The following is a 25,597-nucleotide window of genomic DNA, read 5'->3' as shown; positions in this document are numbered from 1 at the left end:
TGTAATGAGATGGCTGATAATATATTTAACCATATCGTTTTTACTTAGTGCGGGGGTGTTTGTATACCCTGTTTTTTTAAACCTTATCAATAAAACCGTTTCAAATCTAATAATCTTTACATCTCTACCAACAAGCAAAGGTTTGTTTATCCTTCAAAAAAATATCAATAAATACCTTTTGCTTATTTCAGTATCACAGGAAAATCAAAAACTCAAACAAAAGCTTTCTCAATGCAAACTGAATCTTTTAACATACATAAGAAAACCAAAAGATAACTCCACAAATCCATTAAAATTAATCGAGGCTACCTTTACATTTAAAGGCAATTTTGAAACCGACTATATCTATCTCAAACCCCAAAAACCTATAGATATCAAGCATAACAACTGTTTTGTGCTCTCAGAGGAGTTATCGCTTATTGGAATAATTCAAAAGAGCAAAAAAAACGGCATCTACATAGCAAAAACAATCTTTAACCCCTCTTTTGTGGCAGATGTTTTTATTCCCGATAATGAAACTGACAACAAGGCGCTATTTATAGGCGGTAAATTTTATCCCACTGTTGAATTTTTAGATCCCAATGTGAAAATAAAAGAAGGTGACAGAGTATATACAAGCGGCGATTTTGCTATCTATCCACCGGGTTTGTTGATAGGGACAATCTCTAAAATAAAAAATGTCAACGGGTATTATAAAATGGCTTATGTAAAAATAGATAGAGGTTTTTTTAACAAATGGAAGGTGTTTTTGGTTTGCAGAAAAAAATCGCAACAGGATTTTTAATCGCCTTTATTTTTTTTATACTGTCTGCTCAAATTGCCCAGATTATAAACTTTGTTTACATAGTGCCATACAGTTTCGTCTATTTATTGTTTCTCTCATCATCGCAAACAGAAACCACACCTTTAAGCCTAAAATACTCAATTCCCTATGTTTTTGGTTTAATCAGCGATATTATACTCAAAAACCATATATTTTTCTTAAGCATCGCCTTTGTGATCGCTTCTGTAATAATATCTTACCTGATAAACTTTTTAAAAATCAGCAAAACGGGTATATTTTTTACTCTCAATATAATCTATAGCATGGGCATCTTTTATCTTAATACGCCATTGTGGGTCTGCGTGTTTGTTTTGGCTGTAAACACCGTTTCGTTCTACCTATTTAGCTATCTTTCCATTAAACTCCTAACTCCAAAAAGCGATGAGCAGGCGTGACAAATATATTCTAAAAAGCGATAGAATTAAAAAAAACTTACAATACATAGCAATTATAATTACTATCTCATTCTCTATATTAATCTTAAGGCTATTCTACCTACAGGTCATAAAATACAACTACTTCAAAACCATATCAAAAGAAAATATTGTTAGACTGATACCACTAAAACCACCCCGCGGTGACATTATTACAGCCGATGGTGTATTTTATGCCAAAAATATACCATCATACAGCGTATATCTATACAAATCCAGAAACCTAAACACATTATCAATTAAACTAATAGCCTCGATATTAAAAATACAGCCAGAGGAGATCGAAGATAAACTCAAACTTGTGCCGTATCAAACATCGATACTTCTAAAACAGGCTGTGGATGAGAAAACCGTATTTAAACTGCTTTTCAATCAGAAAACTTCAAAATTTGTCAACATTGAGGTTTCGCCGCGCAGGTTCTACCCTAATAATCCATTTGTTTATGCAAACATAGTGGGATATTTGACGCAGGTCTCTGTAAACGACTTAAAAAATAATCCGTCATTGAGGGTTGGAGAACTCATTGGAAGAAAGGGAATAGAAAAAAAATACGATGCAATCTTAAGAGGAAAATGGGGCTATAAAGAGATAGAGGTTAACTCAAAAGGTATCCTCAGTAAGGTAATTTCAACAACACCGCCCAAAAAGGGTGAGGATATAAAATTAACAATAAACTCAAAACTACAGAATTTCTGTTTCAATATCTTTAAAGACTTTTCTTTAAAAGGAGCAATAGTTGTTTTAAGACCCAATGGTGCAATACTTGCAATCGCTGACAGCTCAACATTCAATCCAAACTACTTTGTTGAGGGATTATCAAAAAAGCAGTGGGAAAAACTAAAAAAAGAGAATAAATTAAACCTGTATGACATAGCAACACAGGGAGCATTTCCACCAGGTTCTTTGGTAAAACCATTTATGGCACTTGCAGCATTAAAAGAAGGCATAATAAAACCCGATACAAAGCTATTCTGTCCATACGCAATAAAAATCGGCAAATACACCTATCGAGACTGGAAATGGAGAGGATTTGGCAATATAGATGTAACAAGAGCCATCGAAAGCTCATCCGATGTATTTTTTTATCAGATAGGGATGAAACTGGGCATCGGCAGAATAGACTATTACCTTTCAAAGTTTGGATTTGGCAGATCGCCTCAACTTTTCAGCTATTGCACAAAAGGCAATCTGCCCTCAAAGGCATGGAAAATGGCAAAATTTGGTCAGGGATGGTATATAGGCGATACAATATCCACTGCAATCGGTCAGGGATTCTTTCTTGCAAGCCCCCTGCAGGTAGCAGTTGCATTCAGCGAAATTGCAAATGAAGGTGTTGCATACAAACCTTTTTTAAATCAAAATGCAAAAAAAACGATTCTGTATATATTCAAAAACCAATACTACAAACTCATCAAAAACGCACTCTGGCTTGTTGTAAACGGTCCTTACGGTACAGCCTCAAAAGCAAAAATAAATGGTCTTGATATATGCGGCAAAACAGGAACAAGTCAGGTTGTAACAAGTAAACTCTATAAAGAAACTAAAAAGAAACTAAAAGAAGGTAAAATCACCCTAAAAAAAGCCATTAAATATTTTCCACATGCCTGGTTTGCCTCTTTTGCACCAAAAGATAATCCTCAGGTTGTTGTGGTGGTTTTCCTACAGCATGGTGAATACAGCTCAAAGGCTGCAGCCATAGCAAAGCTTGTTTATGAAAAACTTATCGAGCTTAAACTGATAAAAACTACTTCACCAATAAAACCTTAAGCTGAAAGTAGAGCTGTTTATCTTTAACTGAATTTTCATCAATGCTATCAAAAACGCTTCTTGCCAAATCTATCCTGCCCATTTTTACATAACATACAACAAGATTGAGTTTTAAATTAGGGTTGTCGCTAAAAGAAAGCGCTTTTTTAAGCACATTAACAGCATCTTTATATCTGCCCAACACAATATAATCAGCAGCAAGGTTGTTGTAGAAAGCATCATTTTGCGGAAAAACTGTAAGCAGTTTCTTGTATCCATCGATCTGGGTATAAATGTCATCGGATTTTATCTTTTCAAAAAGCTCAGCAATGTTAACCGCTTTTTCTCTGCGTTTATGTTTTATTTCTTTTTTAGTCTTAATCATTGATTTATACACTACTTTATTTTCTTTATTTTCTTTCACAACTTGACTATTTTTCTCTTTAATTACCTCTTTTTCACTATGCATTGTTGCATTATCAACAATAGCAATTTTTACCTTTTTTTCAGCAACTTTTAGCTGTTTTTCTTTAGGTTTAGCGTTTTTGTTAACCTTTTGTATTGGCTGGGGCTTTTGTTTAACAAGTTTTTTTATCTCAGTCTTATGCAAGGCAGGCTTTGGTTTTGTGGTATGATAAACTGCAAAATGCTTTGCCGTATGGGTTAAAACTATCCGTTGGTTCTGATAAAAAAATTTATAACAAACAAAGAAAGAGCCTATAACAGAAACAACAAAGACTAAAACCAAAAACAGATAAAACCTCAAAGGGCTGTGAGGTTTAGCAGGTGGAGCAAAAGGAATATCGCTGCTTTTTTCTGCATTATTTTTATTTTCAATCTTCTTTAAAGCTTCGTATAATTTACTCATTGATTATTGTTTAATATTACAGGTTTTAAAAGAATTACAAGCTCAACATTATCTGTCATACTTCCCTGTTGCTTAAACAGATTACCCACAACAGGCACATCCTTCAAACCCGGCATGCCGCTGTTTGTATTTTTAGACTGTTTGCTGATCAATCCACCTATGACAATTATATCCCCGCTTTTTGCAGATACAACGGTGCTTGCCTCTCTTAAATCAACCTGCGGTAAGGTATAAGTATTTCCGCTTATCTCTCTCTCCTGTAATGCAATTAAATTGCTCTTGATTGGTACTATCCTCAAAAGCACCGTATCGTTTTTGCGGATAAACGGTGTTATGCCAAACATTATACCATCAAAAATCGACGATATTTCAACAGATGGGGTTGTTACGGTTGATTCACCTGTGGATTGCTGGGTTATCTCTATACTTTTAATAAAGTTTATCGAGCGCCCAACTGCAAGTAATGCAGGCTGGGTATTCATCACCCTTATATGAGGCTCAGAGATAAGCTTTAAATTACCAAACTTAGAGAAAGCCTCAACAAGACTGTTTAATGTAACATCTACCTGACCTGGATGAAAGATTCTTGAAATATTGATTGTCATGTTGGGATGATTGGTGCCAAAATCGATTGTGTTTTGCTGTATATTGATTGTCTGAGATATTTTATTCCACTGCAAAAGACTGCCCCAGTTAATTCCCAGCTGATACTGCTTAGAAAGCTGCACCTCAATAATCTTTGCCTCAATCATCACCTGCCTTCCATAGATGCTTTTTAGCTTTGAGATATAATCATCAACAAGATGAACATTATACGGCGTATCTTTGACAAGCAACATGCCACTTGATGGGTCAAGCACATAAACACCGTTTTTTGACAGTAGAGTTTTAACATTTTGAGAGATTAAAGAGTAGATATCCACGCTTTTTGCATTAGTAGTTGATTTTAATGTAAAACTACCCTGCAGTGGAGATGAAACATTTTCAGAAGAGCCAGACTGCCCTCCTCCCAACACATCACCACCAAGTGTTGAGGATGAACTGCGTATAATATTCAAAAACGACAGATCAAATGTTTTTGATATTATAGGCGTAATCCAGATGACACCATCCTTTTTTTGCCAGCCCACATTTACAATGCTTGTGATCGTATCAAGCGCATCCTTTAAAGTAACATTATTTAGTGATAGACTTATGTCTGGATTTGTAACAAAGCTATTAAGCCTGCTATCAAATGCAACATTGATATTGTATGGCTTTAAAATCTCAACTATCGCATCTTTATATGAAATCGACTTTGAGAAAAAGCTAATTTTAATCGTATTTAGTATATCAACCTTTTCTTTAACAGGTTTGATGTTGACATTCAAAGGCTTTGGGTTTTGGTTTTTCTTTATAAGAGGCTTATTGAGGTATTTTTCAACTATAGTAGGTTTCTCTTTTTTTGCAAACATATTGAGACTACAGCTGCTTAACAAAAAAACAGTTAGCAAAGCAAAACTAATCTGCCGCAGCATTAAATGCATAGCCTTCAAATTTAATCCATTTCTTTTTTCCACTTACACTCACCACCACACCGTTTTTTTTGATTAACAAAACCTTCAGGTTTCCTGTTTTTTGCCCTTCTTTTAACAACTTTCCGTTAATTACACAGAATTTTTCACTTCTGCCAATCATAATTGAGCTAACCTCGATTCTTTGCTCCCTTGCCACCTTACTGTTAGCAAAAACCGTTCTTTTCGCAATCTTTATAGGTTCTAAATTGATATTGCATACATCAAATCTTTTAAAACGAGCTATAGATACATCAGGAACGCTAACTGTTGCAGGCGCTAGCACATAAACTGGCCTAATCATCTCAGGCACAATCAAATATGGCAACACTATAGCTAAAACCAAAAAGGAAAACAACCAGTAGTGTTTCATTTTAAACCGTAAAGAAATACCTTTTTGCCTTTCAATTCAACAGAAAAACTGCTGTTGTCTTCACCCCTTTCTAAAGAAAAACTATCAAGAAAGAAAAAACCATTCTCGTATGTGGTGTTAACTATTTTATTGAATTTTTCAACAAATTGATCCGTATCAAAACTTCCAATAATATCAACAGGCTGAAATCTGACATAGTTGTTTTTGACCTTTATCTGTTTTCTAACACTTAAAAACTTTTCAAGCTTCAGCTTGTTTTGTGAAACCTCTCTTATGTTTCTGTTAAGCTCAATCATGGCAGATTCTAAGCTTTCTGTTTTTTTATCTAAATAAAAGTATGCAAAAAGTGAGAATGCTATAAGTATAGAGGATAGAGTAATGTAGAAAAGTTTTTTGTTGTTCATCTCACTTTAATATCTACCTCGTTTATACCACCGCTTATTTTCCATGAAACAGTGGCTTCATAAGTTTTACCATTATCAGAGTATTCGATTACAGCTCTTCTTTTACCCTGTTTTGAATAGCTATATCCCGAAGGTAAATTAACATCTCCTGAGTCAGGAGCTTTATTTGCATTAGCATATTTGTTCAAGAAATTAGCCAAATTAGAAACAAATCCACCTAACCCCCCGCTACTGCTTTCTCCAATATTCTGTAAACACCAGTTATTCAACTCCCCCAGAGAATAAGAAACCACAATATCATCATAATCTTTAGAGTAAGGATGATCATCTGAATCATAAATTCTTGTTCCATTAGTCCACTTAGCTGCATTACTATTCAGATCATCAAGTTTGTAATTTGAACCTCTGCTTATAACAACAAAAGCTACTGATTTTTTTGTTCCATCAGAATACTGAATCTGGGGTTTCTGGTTTGAGCTTATTGCACTTTTCACATTATTACAAAAAGTTGTTAAATTTCCTCCCGTGGCATCGTCTGTTAATGTATCATTAACATCATAAATTATGGATTGCCCTTCAGCGTCTCTTGATGGAACACCCAATTTGCTTGCTGGCAGAGTTCTATAACCATTTTTATTTACTGGAGCTGGAAAACCACCGTGTGCAAAGGCATATCCTATCAAAGCCTCTTTTGCCTCTTTAACCAAAGTTCTATCCTGTGTTAACTTATTTTGTTTGACAAGCATCCTTAGCATGGGAATACCAAGGCCTATAATCAAACCCAGAATAACCAAAACAATGGCAACCTCTATAAGCGTAAAGCCCTTTCTTTTCATCTTCTAACTCCTTTTAAAAAAATACACAATCAAGGCTATCAACACTATAGCAATTAAAATTCCAATAATGTATAAAATAGGCATCTGATTTTTTTTAAGTCCCAACGATTCAACTGCTGCTTTTATATGTCTAACCTCAATTGCTTTTGAGTTATCAGAAAAAGCCATCAATAAAGCCCGTTTCATAATGCTGTTTATCAAACGGGGAATGCCACCGCTGTATTTATACACAATCTCAAGGGCTGATTTTGTTATATCCACCCGCCCATTTGCTTTGGAAAACCTGAATTTAATGTAATCCCTTGTTTCATCCTTTGAAAGCGGCTTGAGTGTGCATCTGACCGTGATTCTCTGGTCAAGTTGAGCTATATTTTGCTTGACCTTTTGTTCAAGTTCAGGCTGGCCGCTTAAAATAATCTGAAGCGGTTTTTGTGTGGATGTTTCTATGTTTGATAAAAGCCTTATCTGCTCAAGTGTTTCCACAGGCAAATTCTGCGCCTCATCAATAACAAGCAAAAGCTTTTTGTTGTCTTTGGCAAGTGCAATCAAATAATCCTGCAGCTTTTGAAAGTTTTTGGCTGTATTTGACGATGTCTCTAAATTTAAGTCAGAAAGAATCGCCTCCATCAGCTCCTCTGGTTTTAACATGGGCGCAACAATCAAAACCGTCTCCCATTTTTCATCCAATTTTTCAAATAATTTTCTTATCAGGGTAGTTTTGCCCATGCCGGGTGAGCCTGTAAGCAACACAAAGCCATCCGGGTCATTTAAAGAATACTCTATCAGCTTTAAAGCCACAGAATGAGAGCTTGACGGAAAAAAGTAATCACAATCCGGCGTTAACCTAAACGGCTCATCCTTTAACTCAAAAAACTCAAGTAATTCTTTCATACACCTTATTATATTAAAAAGATTTTAAGAAAACAAGGAAAGCTTTGCCACATTACAAAAAACAGTAAATAGGATAAAAAAACGATAAATTGCCCCCCATTGAGAAATATTATTTTCCTAACGCTAATTTGATTTATTTTGAGGACAAAATTTAGTGATGGTAAATACAAAAAAGTTAATCTATTTGTCCCTGTTTATTAATACACTTATTCCACATTACCAAACAAAAAAGCCGACTTAAAGGAGAATTCCCTTAAAGTCGGCTGAGTATTCTTAAATGGATACAAAAAACTAAGATACAGCTTCAAACTTTTCTATTTGTAGATATACATCACATTAACCGTTGCTGTAGTTGATGCATTTGGCCATGTGTTATGAGTTCCATCAGCTCCTGTATAGTCATCGTGATAGCGTCTAAATAACCCAGTGCTAGGATTAGCACTGCCGTCTATAATAGTATCCAATGCTATAGCTACATCTGTAGGCATACCTGTTATATAAATGGCATTATAGTTTCTATTATCAATATAGCTATGCAGATTATATAACCATGCAGTCATAGTTGATCTTGTGTATTTTGCATTAATAAAATAAGAGCCGGGGTTATTTGTATTTGTTGTCGGCGGCTCCAAACCAACTGCCTTTAATTTATCTTCAACTGTAGTTGTTGCAGCTAAATTAATATTATCAAATACTCCATCTGGATTATCCGCTGTTCCTCCATTAGCAGTTCCATCACCTAACAGTTGTCCCGTTCTATCTTGGTAATTTTCCACAGCTAAAATCCATCCTTCTACAAAATTGGTATAAACTTTTTTAATTTTAGCACTTTCTATTAAATCCCTTCCTTTTAAAACAGCTCCCAAGATCAAACCTATGATGATTAATACAATAGCCAGTTCAATGAGTGTAAATCCACCCCTGCTCTTTAGAACACCCTTCATTTCAACACCTCCAACTTTTTTATCTAACTAAGTTATACTATTTAATATTTCCATGTCAATACCTTCCAATATTACCGATCATGTTGTAGATTGGACTCATCAAAGCCAAAACAAAGAACACAAACAAAACGCCAATAAAAATCAGAATCACTGGCTCAATCAGTTTGCCTATCACATCAACAAGCGCTCTGACCTTTTGATAGTAATAATCTGCAAGTCTATTAAGCTGCTCATCCATATTGCCTGTTTCTTCTCCAACAGCTGTCATTCTTTTTGCAAACAGCTCAAACACGCCTGCCTCCCACACTGCATCGGAGAGCTTCTGCCCCTCTATTAATTTATCGGATATTCCTTTGATTTTCTTAAGGAAAAATAAATTTGTTACAGCATACTCCATCGTCTCAAGCGTTTGAGTGATGCTTACGCCACTTCTTGTCAAAAGCGCCATGTATTGAAAGTAAAACGCCATCTGCGATGAGCGGATAATTATGCCAACAATAGGCATATACCACAGCATTTTGTGCACAAAATATCTGAATTTTTCTACTTTCATTAAAAATGGAAATGCAACAATTATAGCCACAAAAACAAGCGCCACATACTGGCCGTAGCTGTTGAAAAAATTACTCATTCCTATAAGCATGCGTGTTGCAAGTGGTAGTTTCATATTAAAGCTATTAAACAGCCCCATCAATTTTGGCAGGATATAAACAATCCAGAAAACAAAAGCGCCCAAAATCGAAAATAAACTAAACAGCGGATAAATCATAGCCCGTTTTACAGAGGATTTTATCTCAATAATCCTGTCTAAGTAATCGGCGGCATCTTTAAGTGTCGAGTCAAGCTCACCTGTTGCTTCACCTATTTTTGCCATCGAGATTACAATTTTTGGAAAAATCCCCGTCTTTTCAAAGGCTTCTGAAACTGCATAACCATCATCAAGCATCTTTATTATCTGCTGCGTGGCAAATTTAATGGCTTTTGATGAAGAATTTAGACCTATATCCTCAAGGGCTGCCCTGATTGATATACCGCTTTCTAAGTAAACGGCAACGCCACGCACAAATTCCGATATATCTTTAAGTTTTGCTTTGCCTATAACTATGCCTTTATAAATTCCCTCAAGTGGCGAGGGCACCTCAAAAACCCTATAAAGCATACCGCCTCTTGATTCAATATGCGTATAAAGCTCATCTACAGAGTCAAAACTGCCCATCTGTTTTATAATGCTACCATCCTCAGAAACAAAAGAGTAAACAAAAAACGGCATGGCTAAATTCCAAACACCCTTTTTATTTCATCGATATCTGTAATGCCATCTTTAACCGATAAAGCAGCAGATGCCTTCATGCTTATCATTCCGTTTTGCTCAAGATACTCCCTGATTTTGCTAATAGGCGCCTGCTCAACAATCATCTCCTGAACGGTTTTATCCACAAAAAGCACCTCACCTGCTGCAATTCTTCCCAAATAGCCTGTAAAATTGCAATGCTGGCATCCTTTATGCTTATACGCTTTATCAATATCTATTCCCAGATAATCCTTATCCTCTCTACTAAGCTCATACTCCTGCTTACAAAACGAGCACAATCTCCTCAAAAGCCTTTGAGCAACAACACAAACAAGTGATGAAGACAAAAGAAAATCGCCAATTCCCAGATCCTTTAGTCTAGATATGGCACCGATTGCATCATTTGTATGCAGCGTTGATAAAACAAGATGACCTGTTAAAGCTGCCCTTATTGCAAGTGTAGCTGTCTCCTCATCCCTTATTTCACCAACCAAAATTACATCCGGATCCTGACGCAAAAAAGCCCTAATTGCCGAGGCAAATGTCAGATTTGCCCGCGGATTGACCGATGTTTGATGAACAAGTGGAACCTTTAGCTCAACAGGATCTTCAATCGTTAACACATTTTTTTCCATCGTATTAACACGCCTCAGAAGTGCATAAAGCGTTGTTGTTTTTCCTGCGCCTGTTGGACCTGTTGCAAGTATAATGCCAAATGGCGAGTTTATGGCTTTTTCAATAATCTCAAGCTGCGGCTTTTTAAAACCGATCTCTGTTAGAGATATCTGCCTTTGAGCTCCACCCAAAATCCTCATAACCAGATTTTCACCATACAGCGTTGGAACCGTTGAAACCCTGAAGTCAAATTTCTCATGCAGAAACTCATAGCTCATAGAGCCATCCTGCGGTATGTTTGTTGTTGCTATATCCATCGAGCTTTTTACCTTGACCGTTGACACAAGCCTTGAATGAGCTGAAATAGGGAAGCTGTAAAATATATGCAAAACACCATCGATTCTGTATGAAACAAGGCTTACCTCTTTCATCGGATTTATGTGAATATCGCTTGCGCCTTTATCTATTGCATCCTCAATAATCATATTGATGAGATTTTCAACCGACACCTCTCTATCTTTTAAAATATTTTCAATGGCGTTGTTGATTGCTTTCTCAACGGGGTTTTCTGCAAGATAATAGGCACGCTCAACCTTTTTTGCAAGACTTGAAGCTGCAGCTATTTTAAATTCAACACCGCCTTTTGCAAATCGCTGCACCATAGTTTTTATACGCTCATCATAGGGGTCTGCTATGGCAACAATAAGCTTTGAGTCTTCTTTTAAAATCGGCAAAACATTGTTTTGAATGGCAAAGGCCTTGGGTATTGCATTAAGCGCTTCAACGGCAGGCGTAATGTTATCTATATCTATAAATTCAACACCCGACTGCTTTGCTAAAACCTCAGCAACCTCTTTATCTGTTACAAAACCCAGATCGAGCAAAACATCGCCCAGTCGTTTTTTAAGGGATTGCTGAACCTTTATGGCGTAATTTATGTGCTCCTCTGTTATAAACCCATGCTCTTTTAACAACTGACCTATCGGCTTTGCCATTAAAATTTCTCTCCTTCTACCTTAAAGCTTGCCTTTAGAATAGCCATATTTTCTTCATCTGTGTAGTTCAGATCTGCTTTAGGCTGTTTAACCTTTTTTGTTAGCTCACCCATAAATTCCTTCACCAGCTCCTTTGATTTTTTATAACTGCAGTTGCAGGTAAGTAAAAGCTTAATGCTGTATTGGTCGCTGCTTTGTAATGCATTATTGTTAGCCTGAGAATATGGATTGCTATTAGAGCTTTTTTGAGCATTTTTTGAAACACCAAGCTCTTCAAGCTTAAAGGGCTGTGGTATAATGGCTGTTATAAAATTCAACAATTTAGGTAGATCAAGCTGTTTGTTTTCAAGTTTTATCAGCTGGTCTATTTTTTTAAGGTTTTCTTTTTCCTCTTCAGATGGAATTGAAGAATTTACATAACTGTTCAAGCTTTTATAAAAAGCCATTTTTTGGTCAAATTGCGATTTTAAATTTTTATAGCTGCTGTATTTTTGATAGGCAAACAACAAAACCACTACAGCAAAAAATACACTGACAAACAAAGCTACCTTAGATAATTCATAAGAGAGGTTTTTGTTAATATAATCAGCATCTAAAAAATCAAAATTTTTGTCGATATTGCAAAGAGCGACAAATATCTCATTATCCTTTAAGATACATCTATTTTCGCCTCCAAGCTCCTCTTCCTCATAGGGCGATAATCTTCGAGAGGAGATAACGCCGTCTTCTGTAGCAAGATCGACCCTGAGATTATCATAAACAAAAACGGCCTCTTCTGCGTTTGTTGCTTTTTTGCAGTAATTTAAGACAGCTATTTCAACAGGCATCACAGCTTCTACTACAAAAAACCTCTTTATAGCCTCAATCCTGTGCAAATCAGACTTTGGCACACCGCAGATAAACACATCTGCAACATCCCTCATATTGACTATACTAAATCTAAAATCAAAATCCTCGGCAAATACTGCCTGCTCGTTCAGGTATCTTCTTATAGCTAACTTCAAAAACTTTTTATTTTTAATTCTGAATGTTGTTCTGTCAAAATAGGTTAGCTCACTCAAAAAGCCAACAACAGCCCTGTTTAGCTTATACTTGCTTTTTAGCTGGCTTAATTTATCAAATGGACAGACATCTGTTTTCTTTACTCTTCCTTTTTTAATAACAGCATAACGAACATCGTCTGAGGATGTTAGAATTATAACGACACCGTTTTTAAAGCCACCAATTCTATACATCACTTAAAGTTAGCAAAAATAATACCTTATTTAATCGTCTCACCCATCTTAAAGATCGGCAGATACATAGAAATAACTAAAAATCCAATCGCACCACCAAGCACAATAATAATGATAGGCTCTATCATTGAGGTTAAATTTTTGACAGCATCATCCACTTCAGCCTCATAATAATGAGAAATCTTTTGCATCATCTCATCCAGTGTTCCTGTCTCCTCACCCACAGCAACCATCTGAATGACCATATCGGGAAACTCACCAGAATAAGACATGGCATACGATAAATTTTCACCCTTTTTGACCATATCCTTAACTTCAAGCAGCGTCTCCTCAATCACTAAATTGCCAGCCGTTTTTGCCGATATATCCAAAGCATCAAGAATATCTATACCGCTTGCACTCAAAGAGGCAAGAATCGTTGTAAAGTTTGCTATTGAGCCTTTTTTTGCCAGTATGCCAAAAACAGGCAGATGTAGAAGGAGTTTGTCCATAAATCGCCTAAAACCAATAAACCGCTTATAAGAGAATCGCACACCAATAACAAAGGCTATAATACCTGCCAGCATATATAAAAAATTGTGTTTCATAAACATACTGATGTTTATGACAATCTGGGTTGGGAGAGGTAATTCCATACCGCTTGAGGTATATAGATTTGCAAATGTAGGAATAACAAAGGTCATAATAAGGGCAATAACGCCAACAGCAACAATCGTAACAATCGTGGGATAAATCAATGCACCTTTGACTTTTCTTTTCAAAGCTATATGCTTTTCCATCATATCGGCAAGCCTTTGCAAAACGCCATCTAAGTTACCTGTTTGCTCGCCTGCATTAACCATATGGATATACATGGGAGAAAATACAGTTTTATGATGATTTAAAGCCTGGGAAAGGCTTGCGCCACCCTCAACACGTAACTTGATGTCGTATAAAATTTCACCCATCTTTTTTGACTCTGCCTGCTCAGCCATAATATTAAGCGACTCATCCAGCGGCAAACCGCTTGATAACATACTTGCAAGCTGCTTTGTAACAACCATCAGCTCTTTCTCTTTAATCTTCGGTTTCAAAAATGGCAGCTCTATATCTTTTGGTGCAGGTTTAAGCTTAATAACAGATATTCTTTTGCTTTTGAGTTTAGCAAGCGCCTCATTCCTGTTTGCCGCTATAATCTCACCTTTTCTTGTTCTGCCCTTTTGATCTCTACCTTTCCAGCGAAAATACGGCATAAACTACCCCTTTGCGTATTTTATCTTGTCAAGCTCACGCTGCAGTGCTTTTTTATCGTTTGAGGCATCCAAAGCAGACTCATAACTGATCAAGCCCTTTTTATACAATCCAACAATCGATTGATTCATAGTCATCATGCCTGTCTCAGCCTGCCCCATCTGCATGGTTGAATAGATCTGTGGGATTTTATTCTCTCTGATTAGGTTTCTGATTGCGGGGGTTGGTATCATAATCTCCATCGCAAGCACCCTGCCCTTGCCATCCTTCCTCTTAATTAAAGTTTGTGAGACAACACCCTGAAGTGAGACAGACAATTGGGTTCTAACCTGTTCCTGTTGATTAGGAGGGAATACATCAACAATTCTGTTGATTGTTTCTGGTGCTGAGTTTGTATGCAGTGTTGCAAAAACAAGATGGCCTGTCTCTGCAACGGTTAATGCTGCCTGAATGGTTTCTAAATCCCTCATCTCACCAACCAAAATAACATCCGGATCCTGCCTTAGAATATGCTTTAGAGCCGAAGCAAAACTCAATACATCACTGCCAACCTCTCTTTGATCGATTAAAGCCATTTTGTGGGAGTATGTAAACTCAATTGGGTCCTCTATCGTTATTATATGCACCTTCCGCTCTTTGTTAATCTTATCAATTAAAGCGGCAAGTGTGGTTGACTTTCCACTGCCTGTGGGGCCTGTCACAAGCACAAGGCCTTTTTTCAAACTTGCAAATTTTTGCACAACAGGAGGAATGCCCAACTGCTCAAACGGCGGTATCTCGTAGGGAATCATCCTGAACGCTCCTGCAACAGAGCCACGCTGGATATACACATTAGCTCTAAAACGGGAGAGTCTTTGTATTCCAAAGGAAAAATCAACATCAAACTGTTCCTCAAGCTTTTTTTTCTGAAGCTCAGTCATAACGCTGTAGCAGAGGTTTTGAGCCTCAGCAGGTGTTAATGGATCGTATTCATCAAGGTCTACTAAATCACCGTGTAATCTTATTTTTGGCTTTGCCCCTGCCGTTATATGCAAATCCGAACCACCTTCAGAAATCAACTTTTCAAGTAGCTCTACAAGGTCATTTGGAATCTTTCCCATATAAAACTCCTTATGCTATTTATTTAAATGTAACATTCATAACTTCTTCTATTGTTGTAACACCCTCTTTGATTTTCTTAAGACCACTTGTTCTCAAAGTTGACATACCTTCCTTAATTGCCTGATTTCTCAACTCCTCAACACTTGCTCCCTCAAGTATCATCCTCCTGATTGTATCTGAAACAGGCATTACCTCATACAAAGCAATTCTGCCTTTATAACCCGTGTCGTTGCAGTTATCACACCCTTTACCTTTAAACACTTTAACTGTTTTTGCCTCTTCTTTAGAAAACCCTATCTCCTCCAATGCTGCAGGCGGAATATCTAACTGCGTTTTACAGTAGGGGCATATCTTTCTTACAAGCCTTTGAGCAAGCACCAATATAAGGCTTGAGGCAATTAAATAGCGTTCAACTCCCATATCCGCAAGCCTCATCACTGTTGAGGGTGCATCGTTTGTATGGAGTGTTGAAAATACAAGATGGCCTGTTAAAGCTGCCCTTATGGCTATTTCTGCTGTTTCGCTATCCCTGATTTCTCCAACCATTATTACATCAGGATCCTGACGCAAAAATGATCTTAAAGCCGATGCAAATGTTAAGCCTATATCCTCTCTAACATGCACCTGATTGATACCCTCGATGTTATACTCAACTGGATCTTCAGCTGTCATTATATTTACATCTTCTCTGTTTATTTTATTCAATGATGCATACAGTGTCGTTGTTTTACCTGAACCTGTTGGGCCTGTAACTAAAATCATACCGTATGGTTTATGTATGGCATCCATATACCGTTTCAAATCGTTTCTTTCAAAACCCAGTTGCTCAAGCTCAACTCTGACTGAGCTTCGATCCAATATTCTCATAACAACTTTTTCGCCAAATACGGTAGGTAGCGTAGAAACCCTCAAATCGATATCCTTACCTGCTGACTTAATTCTAATCCTTCCATCCTGCGGCAGCCTTTTTTCTGCTATATTGAGTTTAGACATAATCTTAAAACGGGAGACAAGCTTTGGAGCCATACTTCTTGCAAATGTCATAACGGTTTTGAGTTTGCCATCTATTCTGTATCTAATCCTTAACTCATTTTCGTAAGGCTCTATATGGATATCACTTGCACCGCTTGAAACAGCCCTTGATAAAACAGTATTGGCAAGTTTAATAATAGGCTCATCTTCTGCGGATTTTTCTAAATCCTCTACATTTAACTCCTCCTCGTCCTTTAAAACATCTATTTCGGAGGAATACTCGGTCAACTCATCGGCTATCTCTTCAAGCTCTTTTGAGGTGCCGTAATATTTATCAATTGCTCTGATAATTGCCCTTTCGTTTGAAAAAAGCGGGACAACATTCATGCCTGTAACAAATCTAACCTCATCTAAAGCCAGAATATTTGTAGGATCTGAAACAGCAACCTTAAGCTTATTTTTCTCTATGGCTACGGGGATTAAGGTGTATTTTTTGGCAATCTGTGCGGGAACCTTTTTTATTACTTCATTTGGAATTTCAATATCTGATAAATCTATTGGCTCAACACCGTACTGTTTGCTTAAAAATTCGTTTAATGTTTTTTCTGAAACAAAACCCTTTTCTACTAAGATTGTGCCTAATTTCTTTTTTGATTTCTTTTGCTCCTCAAGCGCCTCATCAAGCTGTTGCTGGGTAATAATATTATTCCATAAAAGAAGCTGACCAAGTAGCGTTGTCATAACTCAATATCCTTTAGCAAGTTTTCTGCTGCTATTTTATCAAACTCAACACCATGCCATATTTTGAATGCATAAAAAGCCTGTGACACAAACATTCCCATGCCGTTTATAGCGGCAAGCCCAAGCTTTGATGCTTCTTTTACAAGCGGTGTATCAAAGTATATTACATCAACAACAATTGCGTCTTTTTTAAGTATTGCAGGTTTAATCGGTAAAGATTCTTTATCAATACCAACGCTTGTGGTATTAATCAAAACATCGGCTTCTTTTATAATTGCATCATCCAGTAAACCTACTTTAATGTTAAGTTTTCCTGCAAACTTCTCTTTTAGTCTTTCTGCTTTTTGAAGTGTTCTGTTGAGTAAAAAGATGTTTTCTATGCCAAGTTTATACAGGCCATATAACACACTTACAGCTGTTCCGCCAGCACCAAGCACCACAACTGTATCACTATCAGAGCAAAACTTTGCATACTCATCAAATAGATCGATAAAACCAAGATAATCGGTGTTATAGCCAATAAGCCTGCCGTTTTCATTTTTAACTGTATTAACGCTTTCTAAAAAAGCCGTATCATCATCGCCTATTTCATCTACATACCTGAAGGCATCCTCTTTAAAAGGCAATGTAATGTTGCATCCTTTAATTGAAAGTGCTTTAACGCTTTCAAGGGCTTTTTTAATATCTTCAACCTCAAAAGCCACATAAACTGCATCAATACCGTAATACTCAAACATAAAATTATGCAAAATTGGTGATAAGCTATGTTTTACAGGATTACCAAATATACAGAATATATCAGTATTAGCTGTAATATACATCTATCCTCCTGCGGTTTTCATCTATCTGAGTAAACTCAACAATTATATCTGCTTCGATGCCACCTTTGGGCCATTCTATCAAAAAAATACCACCACTTTCAATCATTTCAAAAATACCTGTTTCATACACAAAATCCTCATCAATCCTGTATAAGTCTATATGGTGAATATTGCCATAACTATTAATAATTGTGAAAGATGGGCTACCGTCAAACTCACTTTCTCCTATACCAAAACTTTCAAGAATAAATCTTACAAAAGTTGTCTTGCCACTTCCAAGATCGCCTTTTAAAAAAACCACAACCCTATCTTTGCCTTTTAAAAACCTATCTGCAAATTTATAAGCTATTTTTTTTGTGGTTTCAATATTATCACTCTCAAAGCTGTCTTTCTTTGTCATGGTTTATTTTATACTATGAATAACTTTTTAATTCAAGCCCCCCCGAGCCGTTAAATTTATCAAGAGTGTTTTAATTTGAAAAAATCAATATACCTAAAAACTTATGTATAATCAAACCTCAACTTTTTCTAAATTTAACGGCTCGGGAAATTGACTTCTGTGACTAAATTATCTATACTCTATCAGCTATGAAAGCAAAAGAAATAATAAAAAAGCCTGAAATCATCATAGCTTTTATAGGTTTTTGTCTTACAACGCTTCAATTTGTGCTTATGCTTAACAGTAGAAATATCTGCACAGCTGAAGGCTGCAGAATTATAGAACAAAGTTTAAAAATAGATGAAATATATGTAGTTATGGCAGGAGGAGTTTTATTCGGGATACTAACCCTGCTTTATTCTAATCTATCGGTTTTAACATTCTACAAAAAAGACATATCTCTTTTATCAAATATTGCCGATTACTTAACTGCAGCAGCGTTATCCATTGAAGGTGTGCTTGTAGGTTATCAGTTGTTTGTAGCACAGAAAATCTGCCTATTTTGCATTTCTGTTTTTACATTGATTTTTACATTAGCATTGATAAGACTGATAAAGAAAAACTTTATACTTACAATCGGATTTATATCCTTTTTTGGCATACTTACAACTATGTCAATACTTACATATCAGACAAAACCAAATCCTTTGAAAGAAGGCCTAATCATTATTCATAAACAGGGATGCCCTCACTGTGAGGAGGTAATAAATAAACTTAAACAAACTATAAAAAATAAACAGTTAAAAGTAATCTTTAAAACGCCACAGCAAGAAAAGGCACTGCTTGATATCTTTAACATTGATGTTGTGCCTGTAATGGTTGTAAATACAAAAAGCAAAAAAACAATAATCATTGGCGAGGATGCAATATTAAACTATTTATCAGACAAAGCTACAAACAATAATTTAAACTACATTATCAATGACAAAAAAGGCTTTGATTTTGACGAAGGCGTGTGTAAAATAAGTGGGAAGTGTGATTAACCCGACCACCAGGCCAGTCTATTAACTTGGCTGGGTTGATAAAGCAAACTGAAATAATAAAGCCAGTGCAGACTATAAAGGGGTCTGGTGGTCGGGGTCTAATGTTCAGAATAGTGGTAGAGTGAATGAAAATTCTTGTTATTCAATTAAGACAATTAGGCGATGTGTTGCTTTCAAGCTCCATACCAAGGGCAATTAAAACTGTTTATCCGCAGGTAAAGGTTGATTTTTTAACCTCAAAGGCTGCAAAAGATATTCTCACCCTAAACCCCTACATAGATAATCTCATAACATTAAAAAATGGTTTTTTAGAAGAAGCAAAAGCTTGGATAACTATAAGAAAGCAAAAATACGATGCTATTTTAGATCTTCAAAGAACGGCAAGAAGCCAACGTATAACACTCTTCTCCAATGCCAAAATCAGGGCAGCTTTTTTTAAAAAAGGAACAAATCTTTTTTATAACACACTCATCCAACAAACCTTTAAAGATTATACAACTTTTGAGCGATTGGAGATTCTCAAAGCAGTTGGCATAGAAAATCCCCCTAAGTTTATGCCAGAGCTTTATTTTAACCAAAAAGACAAAGCGTTTATTTTAAATTATCTTCAATCAAAAAATATAAAAAACTACTTTGTTGTTTCTCCAACGGCAAGAAAAACCCATAAAATGTGGTCTGCAGAGGAGTTTGGTAAATTATCAAAAAAAATTGCTGAGACTTTCAAGTTAACCCCAATTATTATCTATGGTTCAGATAAAGAAAAACCGATTGCCTCAATATGCAGAAAGTTTTCTGGCGGCATCTTAATAGAAAAGCCCTTCACAATCAAACAAACAGCCGCTTTAATTAAAGATGCATTCTGTGTGGTGGGCAACGATTCATTCGTATGTCACATAGGCGTTAGTCAAAAAACAAAAACAGCCGTTATAGGCGGTCCAACAGGCGGCTGGTTTTTAGAAAACGACAAAACCAAGGTATTCTATAAAGGCCTTGACTGCCAGCCCTGCAACAATCCCAAAAACTGCCCATACAACCTAAAATGCTACAGAGATCTAAAACACACTGAAATTGCCGATAGGGTGATAGAATTCTTATCTAACTAAGTTATATAGGACATCTGCGGTCATCGAAGAAGGCTCTTTTTTAATGGCATCAAAGACAGCAATAATCTTAAATTCGCCTTTTTCAAAAAGATAAACACCGTTTTGATTTGATGGGTTATTTATAACATCTATACCTACAGGCTTTCCACTCATTTCAACTATAGCGTTATTTTTTATAATCAAAACCGTCTTTAGATTGCCAAATTTTTCAAGATACGATTCAACTATCAGTGCCTTTTTGCTATTTATAGTTTTGTTTTTTGCACCAGTAACCATCAACTCTTCGTATCTTTTCTGTAGTTCGCTTGTTATGCTTTTAAACAGCTCGTTCTGCCTTTTTAGTGAAATATTTTCCTCTTTGAGTTGATTTAAAGACTCATAAATATCCCTGACATCATCCACTGTTTTAATCTTCGACAATCTTTTTTCGATAATCCTTTGAGCTACAATAAAATCTTCCGAGGCTATAAATTTTGCAGCGGCATCGATTATCTGTTCTTTTAAACCACCCTTTTCTTTTCTTATCTCTTCAATTAATATATTGCAGCCTTTTGAGTGCTTGTATGTGCGGGATGATAAAATTGCATCCATAATGTCGGCAACTGCAACAACATCTACATAATCTTCAAAATCTATCGGGCTATTTTCAGGGTATCCTTTTCCATTCCTCTTTCTGTGGTGAAGAAGTGCTATTTGAACAACGATGTCACTACATCCAAAAGATTGTAAAATCTCATAACTCTCATTCACATGTTTTTTGATGAGTTCAAACTCTCCATTGCTAAGCTTTCCGCGTTTTTTTAATACATCCAAAGGCAGCAAAAGTTTTCCTATATCATGTAACATTGCTCCTATTTTTATCTGCGTAATCAACTTTTTATCAAAACCCAATCCTTTAGCAATAAAATAGGAGTACACCCTGACCCTGAATGAATGACTGTATGTTTCTTTATCGAAGTTGTAAAGAAGCCTTAAAAGAAACCTTAAATTTTCAAATTTATTAATCTGTCTACTAAATCTTAACCTTAAAATTTTCAAAATAATATCTGTGACAGAAATAATATACGGCTTTGTATCTTCGTCAAAAACAGCTATTATTTTACTATCACCGACATTTTCCACAACAAATCTGCTAAACCTGATATCGCCAAAAAGACTCTTTGCAAGCTTTATATCTTCATATATTCCCGTTTTAAACTCGCCTAAATTGCTGTCAAAAAAATTTTCGGGTTGTTGTTTTACAACTCTACCATCTTTAACAACACACAAACCTTTGCATCCAAAAGAACCAATAGTATCAAAGGCTACCTCAACAGGATTAATACCTTCACTTTTGTTAAGAAAGCTATCTATAGATGCAATAAGACCTATCATCTCTTCATGTTGGCGGGCAAGGTTTTTAACAAGATGTGTAATCTTCATGCCAATACAGCTACCATATTGCTACTTTTTTCTTTTAATTCCTCATGATGCTCCTTGAAAAATTTTACTATATTTATACCAAACCTATCAAGAAACACCTTATAGGCATGATAGCTTATATCATCTATAGAATAACTGCCCCACATATAACCCAATATTCTTGCAAATAAAACCGATGTATGCAAAACATATATCGACGCATCAAAGCTTGACGATCGTTTTGGATAGAGAAAATCTCTTATGATTTGAGCGACTCTTTGTGGTATGTTCCACATCGTTGCCAATTTATAGGAAACCTCCTGGGCTCTTGCAGGTAAAACATCAACAGCCTCAGACTCAAACACACCGCCATTTTTAGCCCTATTTACAACCTCAGAAAATTCATCTTTCATATATTGAGCATAAAACATATAACCTATTGAGTGCAAAATTGCTGTAAGTGGAGCAGAGGTAACAACCTGAAGTTTATCTTCAAGAAATGTTGCAATGGCATAGGTAGCTATAGCGTATTTGTATAGATCTTTTATAAAGGGCGATGAAAACTTATTTAAGCAAGAAACGCTTAAAGAGATACTCATAATTTCCTGACTACCCAAAACAACAGCAGCCTTTTCAACACTTTTAACCTTACCTTTTAATCCAAAAAACGCTGAATTTGCAAGTTTAAGAATCTTTGCAGATATAGCAGGGTCTTTTTTAATCTCTCTCACAATTCTGTTAAAAGAAGCATCACGATTTATAAGCATTATGATGTTTGATTGAACCTCAGGCAGACTCAATATCTCAACATTACCATCCAAGGAGGACAAAAACTCCTCTTCTGTGTATTTTAAGATTTTGGATTGTTTCTCAAGCTGAGTAAATTCTTCAGTTAACCTTTCTATTTCTTCTTTATCGGAGTAGTTTCTGTTCTCTGCAATCCATTTTGCATCACCCAATGTCAAATAGGGTTCAACCTTTTTTCTCAATGAGGTAAAATAAAGCTTGCCTAATTGCGATCTAAACGCCTTTAAAATAGCAAATACAGGCTCTGATTTATGCGAGCCTTTTGCTTTATCTTCACTACTTTCCTGCCTGCTATACTCCTTTGCAACAATGATTTCCTTTTGGCTGGAAATCTCTTTTTTGTTATTTTTTAGCTGAACAATCTCAACGCTATTTAAGGATATATCATCGCTTGTAAGATGCTCCTTTATATACACTTCCACCTTTTCTTTTAAAATCTTTACTCCTCTACCGTCTTTCTGGTTTGACGGAATTATAGCCACATAGGCGTTTGGAACAACCATAAATATGTCTGACCTTTTGAGACTGTAATATAAACCCACAAGCAAATGGTGAAGGTTGAATATTTTTGCATCATCAAACCTATTAAACTTTACAAAAATTACATTATAATCAGAAAAATGTTTTAAAAAAGCTTCTGCTTCTTTCATTGTATAGATAGGCAAGTCGCTATAGGCAAACTCTTTTTTTATAATCTCAACAACATCGGACGGTTTTTCTGCCACTATATCCACACCAAGCTTATCCCAGATGGCAAAATAACCCTTTTTGCTTATAGCTATTAGCTTTGACCTGCTTAGATTTTCGCTTATTCTTCTAAGCAAAACGGATAGCTCTCTAAATTTAGGGTCTATATCCAGAACAACAAAATCAACCTCACCAAGGTCTGAGAAGGTAAGGTTTGAGGGTTTGAAGCCTTTTACCTCAAGGGATGTTTTTTTAAGATGCTTCAGTAAAACAAACCCGCGCTGAGGATCGTCAAAAACCGCAACAATGCTGCCTTTTTGCTTAAGCGCTTTGCCGCAACATACACAGTATTTACTATCCTTTGGATTATAACAGCCACACTCGCACTTTATAAAACTATTCATCTATTACATAATAGCAAACTTTTATCTTTTGTAAACAAAAAGAAATATAATTTTTATTTTACATGTCCTATAAAAGGTACGCTCAACTTCTGTTTTTTAGGCTCTAAAGCAGGAAGTGTAGATGCGATAGATATACTGTGTCTGCCAAATTTTGTATTTACATAATCAATAATACCATACAGGAGGGCACTCTTTTTTAAATAAGTAAAATCCTCAAATAAATCGTATCTTTTTTTTGTTGTAAGGTTTAGCAAAACAACACCCGTTTGCCTGTAGCTTCTCTCTTCTTTATAGATTCTTTCAAACCCTATTCTTGCGTATTCCAAAAGATGGGAGGTTATATTTGTGGGTGTTCTTAGTTTGAGTTTTATGTTTTCTGTTGCAAAGTTATCTGTCTTTAAAAATACAGCAATACGGGATGGAGCAAGTGCATATCTGCGCGCCTTAAATGCAGCATCCTCTACATTTTTTGCAATTTTAGCAAACAGCATGTTTTTATCGGCAATGGGCTTAAAACTTGTGGCTTTACTGATAGGTTTATAAGAGGATTTATAAGAAGGGTCGACATTAAACACCTTTTCTCCTCTTAATTCCCTGTGAATCTGAATGTATGGTTTTGAGAGTATTCTGGATAGAAATGCAATATCTGTCTTTGCAAACTCAATAGCCGTATAAATATTGAATTTGGCAAGCAACGCCTCTGTATTTGGTCCAATACCCCACACACTACCCACAGGAATATTAAGGTAGTTTTGTATCTCTTTAGCTTTTATAACAACAATGCCACCTGGTTTTTTTAATTTTGATGCAATTTTTGCAAGCACCTTTGTTGGTGCAACACCTAAAGAAACAGAAATCCCAAGCTCTTCTTTAATACTCTTCTGTATCAAAACAGCAAGCTCTCTGTAGCTTTTTTTATAAAAAGCCCTTAAGCCTTTTAAATCAACAAAAGCCTCATCTATCGAATACTCCTCCACCACAGGGGAAAATCTCCTCAAAATATCAAATATCCTAACAGAAAACATACTGTATTTTTCATAATCTGAATTAAGCACAACAACCCCGGGAAACTGTTTCTTTATATCTACAATTCGCATGCCTCTTTTTATACCCAAAGCTTTTGCCTCATAGCTTAAAGCCGTAGCTATACCACGCTCTTTTCCAACAACAACCGCCTTACCCCTAAGCAGCGGATTTGTTGCCCTTTCGCACTCCACAAAAAAGGCATCTGCATCTATATGAGCTATGGCATCAGGCCAACTTGACACACAAAATACACCCATTTTATCTGTATTTTCTTATAACCCCCACAACAACACCGGCTATACAAAGCTCCTGAGAGGGTTTGATAGGTTTATATTTTGGGTTTGCCGCAATCAGTATGTAGCGATCACCGTTTTTTGTTTTTTGTCTTTTTAAATATTTTAAAGTCCACTCACCATCAACACTTGCAACTACTATATCTCCATCTTTTGGCTGTTTTGACCTATCAACAAGCACAAAATCACCTGCAAGAATACCCGCATTGACCATAGAATCACCCGTTACCTTCAACATAAATGTAGCAGAAGGATTATCAACCAAAAAACTATCCAGCGAAACGGTATCTATCAGCTCCTCCTCAGCAGGAGATGGAAAGCCAGCCTTTATCTCACCAAGGATCTTTATACTCCCCGGCATTAGCTCAAATCTCAACTTACCATTTCTATCTTTTTTCAAAAACCCCTCATCTATCAACCTACTAATCGTTTTGAATACAGCGTTTTTGGACTTTACACCAAACAGTTTGCACATCTGTGAATAGCTTGGCATGGTGCCGTTTTCTAAAAAATATCCCTCCAATATTTTTAACCTCTTTTTCAACCTTTCATCCATACAGCAATTTTAGTAAACGATTGT

General features: G+C 36.1%; 24 protein-coding genes. 5 read left to right on the top strand and 19 right to left on the bottom strand.

Going from position 1 to position 25,597, the window contains the following annotated elements:
• Window positions 1-4 precede the first annotated feature (4 nt).
• From EK17_RS02115 to mrdA, 3 genes are read left to right on the top strand one after another with little or no spacing between them, the layout of a single operon-like run.
• Window positions 5-784: a rod shape-determining protein MreC gene (locus EK17_RS02115; RefSeq protein WP_035587039.1), complete on the top strand. Its 780-nt coding sequence runs from the start codon at window positions 5-7 to the stop codon at window positions 782-784.
• A complete protein-coding gene (locus tag EK17_RS02110) occupies window positions 736-1,218 on the top strand; it encodes a hypothetical protein (RefSeq protein WP_035587037.1) in 483 nt (160 codons plus the stop codon). The genes EK17_RS02115 and EK17_RS02110 overlap by 49 nt, the downstream gene beginning before the upstream one ends.
• Entirely contained in the window at window positions 1,205-3,025 is a 1,821-nt protein-coding gene (gene mrdA, locus EK17_RS02105) for a penicillin-binding protein 2 (RefSeq protein ID WP_035587035.1), read from the top strand. The genes EK17_RS02110 and mrdA overlap by 14 nt, the downstream gene beginning before the upstream one ends.
• On the opposite strand, the gene EK17_RS02100 is transcribed toward mrdA, so the two are convergent.
• The 15 genes from EK17_RS02100 to tsaE all read right to left on the bottom strand — a co-directional run bounded on the left by EK17_RS02100 (window position 3,003) and on the right by tsaE (window position 18,274).
• On the bottom strand, window positions 3,003-3,872 hold the full coding sequence (locus EK17_RS02100; protein ID WP_035587034.1) for a tetratricopeptide repeat protein: 870 nt from the start codon (window positions 3,870-3,872) through the stop codon (window positions 3,003-3,005). The genes mrdA and EK17_RS02100 overlap by 23 nt on opposite strands.
• Entirely contained in the window at window positions 3,869-5,389 is a 1,521-nt protein-coding gene (locus EK17_RS02095; RefSeq protein ID WP_035587033.1) for a type II secretion system protein GspD, read from the bottom strand. Before EK17_RS02095 ends, EK17_RS02100 begins: the two co-directional genes overlap by 4 nt.
• On the bottom strand, window positions 5,373-5,798 hold the full coding sequence (locus EK17_RS02090) for a hypothetical protein (RefSeq protein WP_035587032.1): 426 nt from the start codon (window positions 5,796-5,798) through the stop codon (window positions 5,373-5,375). Before EK17_RS02090 ends, EK17_RS02095 begins: the two co-directional genes overlap by 17 nt.
• Window positions 5,795-6,202, bottom strand: a complete 408-nt coding sequence (locus EK17_RS02085; RefSeq protein WP_035587031.1) for a hypothetical protein — start codon at window positions 6,200-6,202, stop codon at window positions 5,795-5,797. The genes EK17_RS02090 and EK17_RS02085 overlap by 4 nt, the downstream gene beginning before the upstream one ends.
• Entirely contained in the window at window positions 6,199-7,038 is an 840-nt protein-coding gene (locus tag EK17_RS02080) for a type II secretion system protein (RefSeq protein WP_035587029.1), read from the bottom strand. Before EK17_RS02080 ends, EK17_RS02085 begins: the two co-directional genes overlap by 4 nt.
• Window positions 7,039-7,041: 3 nt before the next feature.
• Window positions 7,042-7,929 carry an ExeA family protein gene (locus EK17_RS02075; RefSeq protein WP_035587027.1) on the bottom strand — a complete coding sequence of 296 codons (888 nt, stop codon included), beginning with the start codon at window positions 7,927-7,929 and terminating at the stop codon, window positions 7,042-7,044.
• 314 nt (window positions 7,930-8,243) lie between these two features.
• Window positions 8,244-8,873 carry a prepilin-type N-terminal cleavage/methylation domain-containing protein gene (locus EK17_RS08910; RefSeq protein WP_051904354.1) on the bottom strand — a complete coding sequence of 210 codons (630 nt, stop codon included), beginning with the start codon at window positions 8,871-8,873 and terminating at the stop codon, window positions 8,244-8,246.
• 55 nt (window positions 8,874-8,928) lie between these two features.
• Entirely contained in the window at window positions 8,929-10,143 is a 1,215-nt protein-coding gene (locus EK17_RS02065; RefSeq protein WP_035587026.1) for a type II secretion system F family protein, read from the bottom strand.
• A 2-nt stretch (window positions 10,144-10,145) separates the two neighbouring features.
• Window positions 10,146-11,774, bottom strand: a complete 1,629-nt coding sequence (locus EK17_RS02060; RefSeq protein ID WP_035587025.1) for a GspE/PulE family protein — start codon at window positions 11,772-11,774, stop codon at window positions 10,146-10,148.
• Entirely contained in the window at window positions 11,774-13,009 is a 1,236-nt protein-coding gene (locus EK17_RS02055) for a hypothetical protein (protein ID WP_035587024.1), read from the bottom strand. The genes EK17_RS02060 and EK17_RS02055 overlap by 1 nt, the downstream gene beginning before the upstream one ends.
• Window positions 13,010-13,035: 26 nt before the next feature.
• On the bottom strand, window positions 13,036-14,241 hold the full coding sequence (locus EK17_RS02050) for a type II secretion system F family protein (RefSeq protein ID WP_035587023.1): 1,206 nt from the start codon (window positions 14,239-14,241) through the stop codon (window positions 13,036-13,038).
• Window positions 14,242-14,244: 3 nt separating this feature from the next.
• Window positions 14,245-15,339 carry a type IV pilus twitching motility protein PilT gene (locus EK17_RS02045; protein ID WP_035587021.1) on the bottom strand — a complete coding sequence of 365 codons (1,095 nt, stop codon included), beginning with the start codon at window positions 15,337-15,339 and terminating at the stop codon, window positions 14,245-14,247.
• A gap of 19 nt (window positions 15,340-15,358) precedes the next feature.
• Window positions 15,359-17,053: a type IV-A pilus assembly ATPase PilB gene (gene pilB / locus EK17_RS02040; protein WP_035587019.1), complete on the bottom strand. Its 1,695-nt coding sequence runs from the start codon at window positions 17,051-17,053 to the stop codon at window positions 15,359-15,361.
• Complete coding sequence (gene aroE / locus EK17_RS02035) at window positions 17,050-17,874, bottom strand: shikimate dehydrogenase (protein WP_035587016.1); 825 nt, start codon at window positions 17,872-17,874, stop codon at window positions 17,050-17,052. The genes pilB and aroE overlap by 4 nt, the downstream gene beginning before the upstream one ends.
• Complete coding sequence (tsaE, locus tag EK17_RS02030) at window positions 17,858-18,274, bottom strand: tRNA (adenosine(37)-N6)-threonylcarbamoyltransferase complex ATPase subunit type 1 TsaE (protein WP_051904353.1); 417 nt, start codon at window positions 18,272-18,274, stop codon at window positions 17,858-17,860. Before tsaE ends, aroE begins: the two co-directional genes overlap by 17 nt.
• Before the next feature lie 188 nt (window positions 18,275-18,462).
• Between tsaE and EK17_RS02025 the strand changes: the two genes are divergently transcribed.
• Both EK17_RS02025 and EK17_RS02020 read left to right on the top strand, forming a co-directional pair.
• Complete coding sequence (locus EK17_RS02025) at window positions 18,463-19,296, top strand: vitamin K epoxide reductase family protein (RefSeq protein ID WP_035587014.1); 834 nt, start codon at window positions 18,463-18,465, stop codon at window positions 19,294-19,296.
• Window positions 19,297-19,421: 125 nt separating this feature from the next.
• Entirely contained in the window at window positions 19,422-20,399 is a 978-nt protein-coding gene (locus EK17_RS02020) for a glycosyltransferase family 9 protein (protein WP_035587012.1), read from the top strand.
• Here EK17_RS02020 and EK17_RS08905 read toward each other — a convergent pair.
• Genes EK17_RS08905 through lexA form a run of 4 tightly spaced genes read right to left on the bottom strand, consistent with a single transcriptional unit; the run spans window position 20,388 to window position 25,573 of the window.
• Window positions 20,388-21,821: an HD-GYP domain-containing protein gene (locus EK17_RS08905; protein ID WP_051904352.1), complete on the bottom strand. Its 1,434-nt coding sequence runs from the start codon at window positions 21,819-21,821 to the stop codon at window positions 20,388-20,390. The two genes, EK17_RS02020 and EK17_RS08905, sit on opposite strands and share 12 nt — an antisense overlap.
• On the bottom strand, window positions 21,818-23,698 hold the full coding sequence (locus EK17_RS02010) for an HDOD domain-containing protein (RefSeq protein WP_035587011.1): 1,881 nt from the start codon (window positions 23,696-23,698) through the stop codon (window positions 21,818-21,820). The genes EK17_RS08905 and EK17_RS02010 overlap by 4 nt, the downstream gene beginning before the upstream one ends.
• A gap of 53 nt (window positions 23,699-23,751) precedes the next feature.
• Window positions 23,752-24,966 carry a DNA polymerase Y family protein gene (locus EK17_RS02005; protein WP_198018126.1) on the bottom strand — a complete coding sequence of 405 codons (1,215 nt, stop codon included), beginning with the start codon at window positions 24,964-24,966 and terminating at the stop codon, window positions 23,752-23,754.
• A gap of 16 nt (window positions 24,967-24,982) precedes the next feature.
• Window positions 24,983-25,573 carry a transcriptional repressor LexA gene (gene lexA, locus EK17_RS02000; protein ID WP_035587010.1) on the bottom strand — a complete coding sequence of 197 codons (591 nt, stop codon included), beginning with the start codon at window positions 25,571-25,573 and terminating at the stop codon, window positions 24,983-24,985.
• Window positions 25,574-25,597: the final 24 nt, after the last annotated feature.

The organism is Hippea jasoniae, from assembly GCF_000744435.1.
GTDB lineage: Bacteria > Campylobacterota_A > Desulfurellia > Desulfurellales > Hippeaceae > Hippea > Hippea jasoniae.
Note: the sequence above shows the minus strand (reverse complement) of the source record. Positions and strands in the feature narration are given on the sequence as shown.

What these genes read in the sequence shown, in the direction of transcription:
- EK17_RS02115 (WP_035587039.1), top strand. Translation starts at nt 5, where the DNA reads ATGAGATGGCTGATAATATATTTAACCATATCGTTTTTACTTAGTGCG.
- EK17_RS02110 (WP_035587037.1), top strand. Translation starts at nt 736, where the DNA reads ATGGAAGGTGTTTTTGGTTTGCAGAAAAAAATCGCAACAGGATTTTTA.
- mrdA (WP_035587035.1), top strand. Translation starts at nt 1,205, where the DNA reads ATGAGCAGGCGTGACAAATATATTCTAAAAAGCGATAGAATTAAAAAA.
- EK17_RS02100 (WP_035587034.1), bottom strand. Translation starts at nt 3,872, where the DNA reads ATGAGTAAATTATACGAAGCTTTAAAGAAGATTGAAAATAAAAATAAT.
- EK17_RS02095 (WP_035587033.1), bottom strand. Translation starts at nt 5,389, where the DNA reads ATGCTGCGGCAGATTAGTTTTGCTTTGCTAACTGTTTTTTTGTTAAGC.
- EK17_RS02090 (WP_035587032.1), bottom strand. Translation starts at nt 5,798, where the DNA reads ATGAAACACTACTGGTTGTTTTCCTTTTTGGTTTTAGCTATAGTGTTG.
- EK17_RS02085 (WP_035587031.1), bottom strand. Translation starts at nt 6,202, where the DNA reads ATGAACAACAAAAAACTTTTCTACATTACTCTATCCTCTATACTTATA.
- EK17_RS02080 (WP_035587029.1), bottom strand. Translation starts at nt 7,038, where the DNA reads ATGAAAAGAAAGGGCTTTACGCTTATAGAGGTTGCCATTGTTTTGGTT.
- EK17_RS02075 (WP_035587027.1), bottom strand. Translation starts at nt 7,929, where the DNA reads ATGAAAGAATTACTTGAGTTTTTTGAGTTAAAGGATGAGCCGTTTAGG.
- EK17_RS08910 (WP_051904354.1), bottom strand. Translation starts at nt 8,873, where the DNA reads ATGAAGGGTGTTCTAAAGAGCAGGGGTGGATTTACACTCATTGAACTG.
- EK17_RS02065 (WP_035587026.1), bottom strand. Translation starts at nt 10,143, where the DNA reads ATGCCGTTTTTTGTTTACTCTTTTGTTTCTGAGGATGGTAGCATTATA.
- EK17_RS02060 (WP_035587025.1), bottom strand. Translation starts at nt 11,774, where the DNA reads ATGGCAAAGCCGATAGGTCAGTTGTTAAAAGAGCATGGGTTTATAACA.
- EK17_RS02055 (WP_035587024.1), bottom strand. Translation starts at nt 13,009, where the DNA reads ATGTATAGAATTGGTGGCTTTAAAAACGGTGTCGTTATAATTCTAACA.
- EK17_RS02050 (WP_035587023.1), bottom strand. Translation starts at nt 14,241, where the DNA reads ATGCCGTATTTTCGCTGGAAAGGTAGAGATCAAAAGGGCAGAACAAGA.
- EK17_RS02045 (WP_035587021.1), bottom strand. Translation starts at nt 15,339, where the DNA reads ATGGGAAAGATTCCAAATGACCTTGTAGAGCTACTTGAAAAGTTGATT.
- pilB (WP_035587019.1), bottom strand. Translation starts at nt 17,053, where the DNA reads ATGACAACGCTACTTGGTCAGCTTCTTTTATGGAATAATATTATTACC.
- aroE (WP_035587016.1), bottom strand. Translation starts at nt 17,874, where the DNA reads ATGTATATTACAGCTAATACTGATATATTCTGTATATTTGGTAATCCT.
- tsaE (WP_051904353.1), bottom strand. Translation starts at nt 18,274, where the DNA reads ATGACAAAGAAAGACAGCTTTGAGAGTGATAATATTGAAACCACAAAA.
- EK17_RS02025 (WP_035587014.1), top strand. Translation starts at nt 18,463, where the DNA reads ATGAAAGCAAAAGAAATAATAAAAAAGCCTGAAATCATCATAGCTTTT.
- EK17_RS02020 (WP_035587012.1), top strand. Translation starts at nt 19,422, where the DNA reads ATGAAAATTCTTGTTATTCAATTAAGACAATTAGGCGATGTGTTGCTT.
- EK17_RS08905 (WP_051904352.1), bottom strand. Translation starts at nt 21,821, where the DNA reads ATGAAGATTACACATCTTGTTAAAAACCTTGCCCGCCAACATGAAGAG.
- EK17_RS02010 (WP_035587011.1), bottom strand. Translation starts at nt 23,698, where the DNA reads ATGAATAGTTTTATAAAGTGCGAGTGTGGCTGTTATAATCCAAAGGAT.
- lexA (WP_035587010.1), bottom strand. Translation starts at nt 25,573, where the DNA reads ATGGATGAAAGGTTGAAAAAGAGGTTAAAAATATTGGAGGGATATTTT.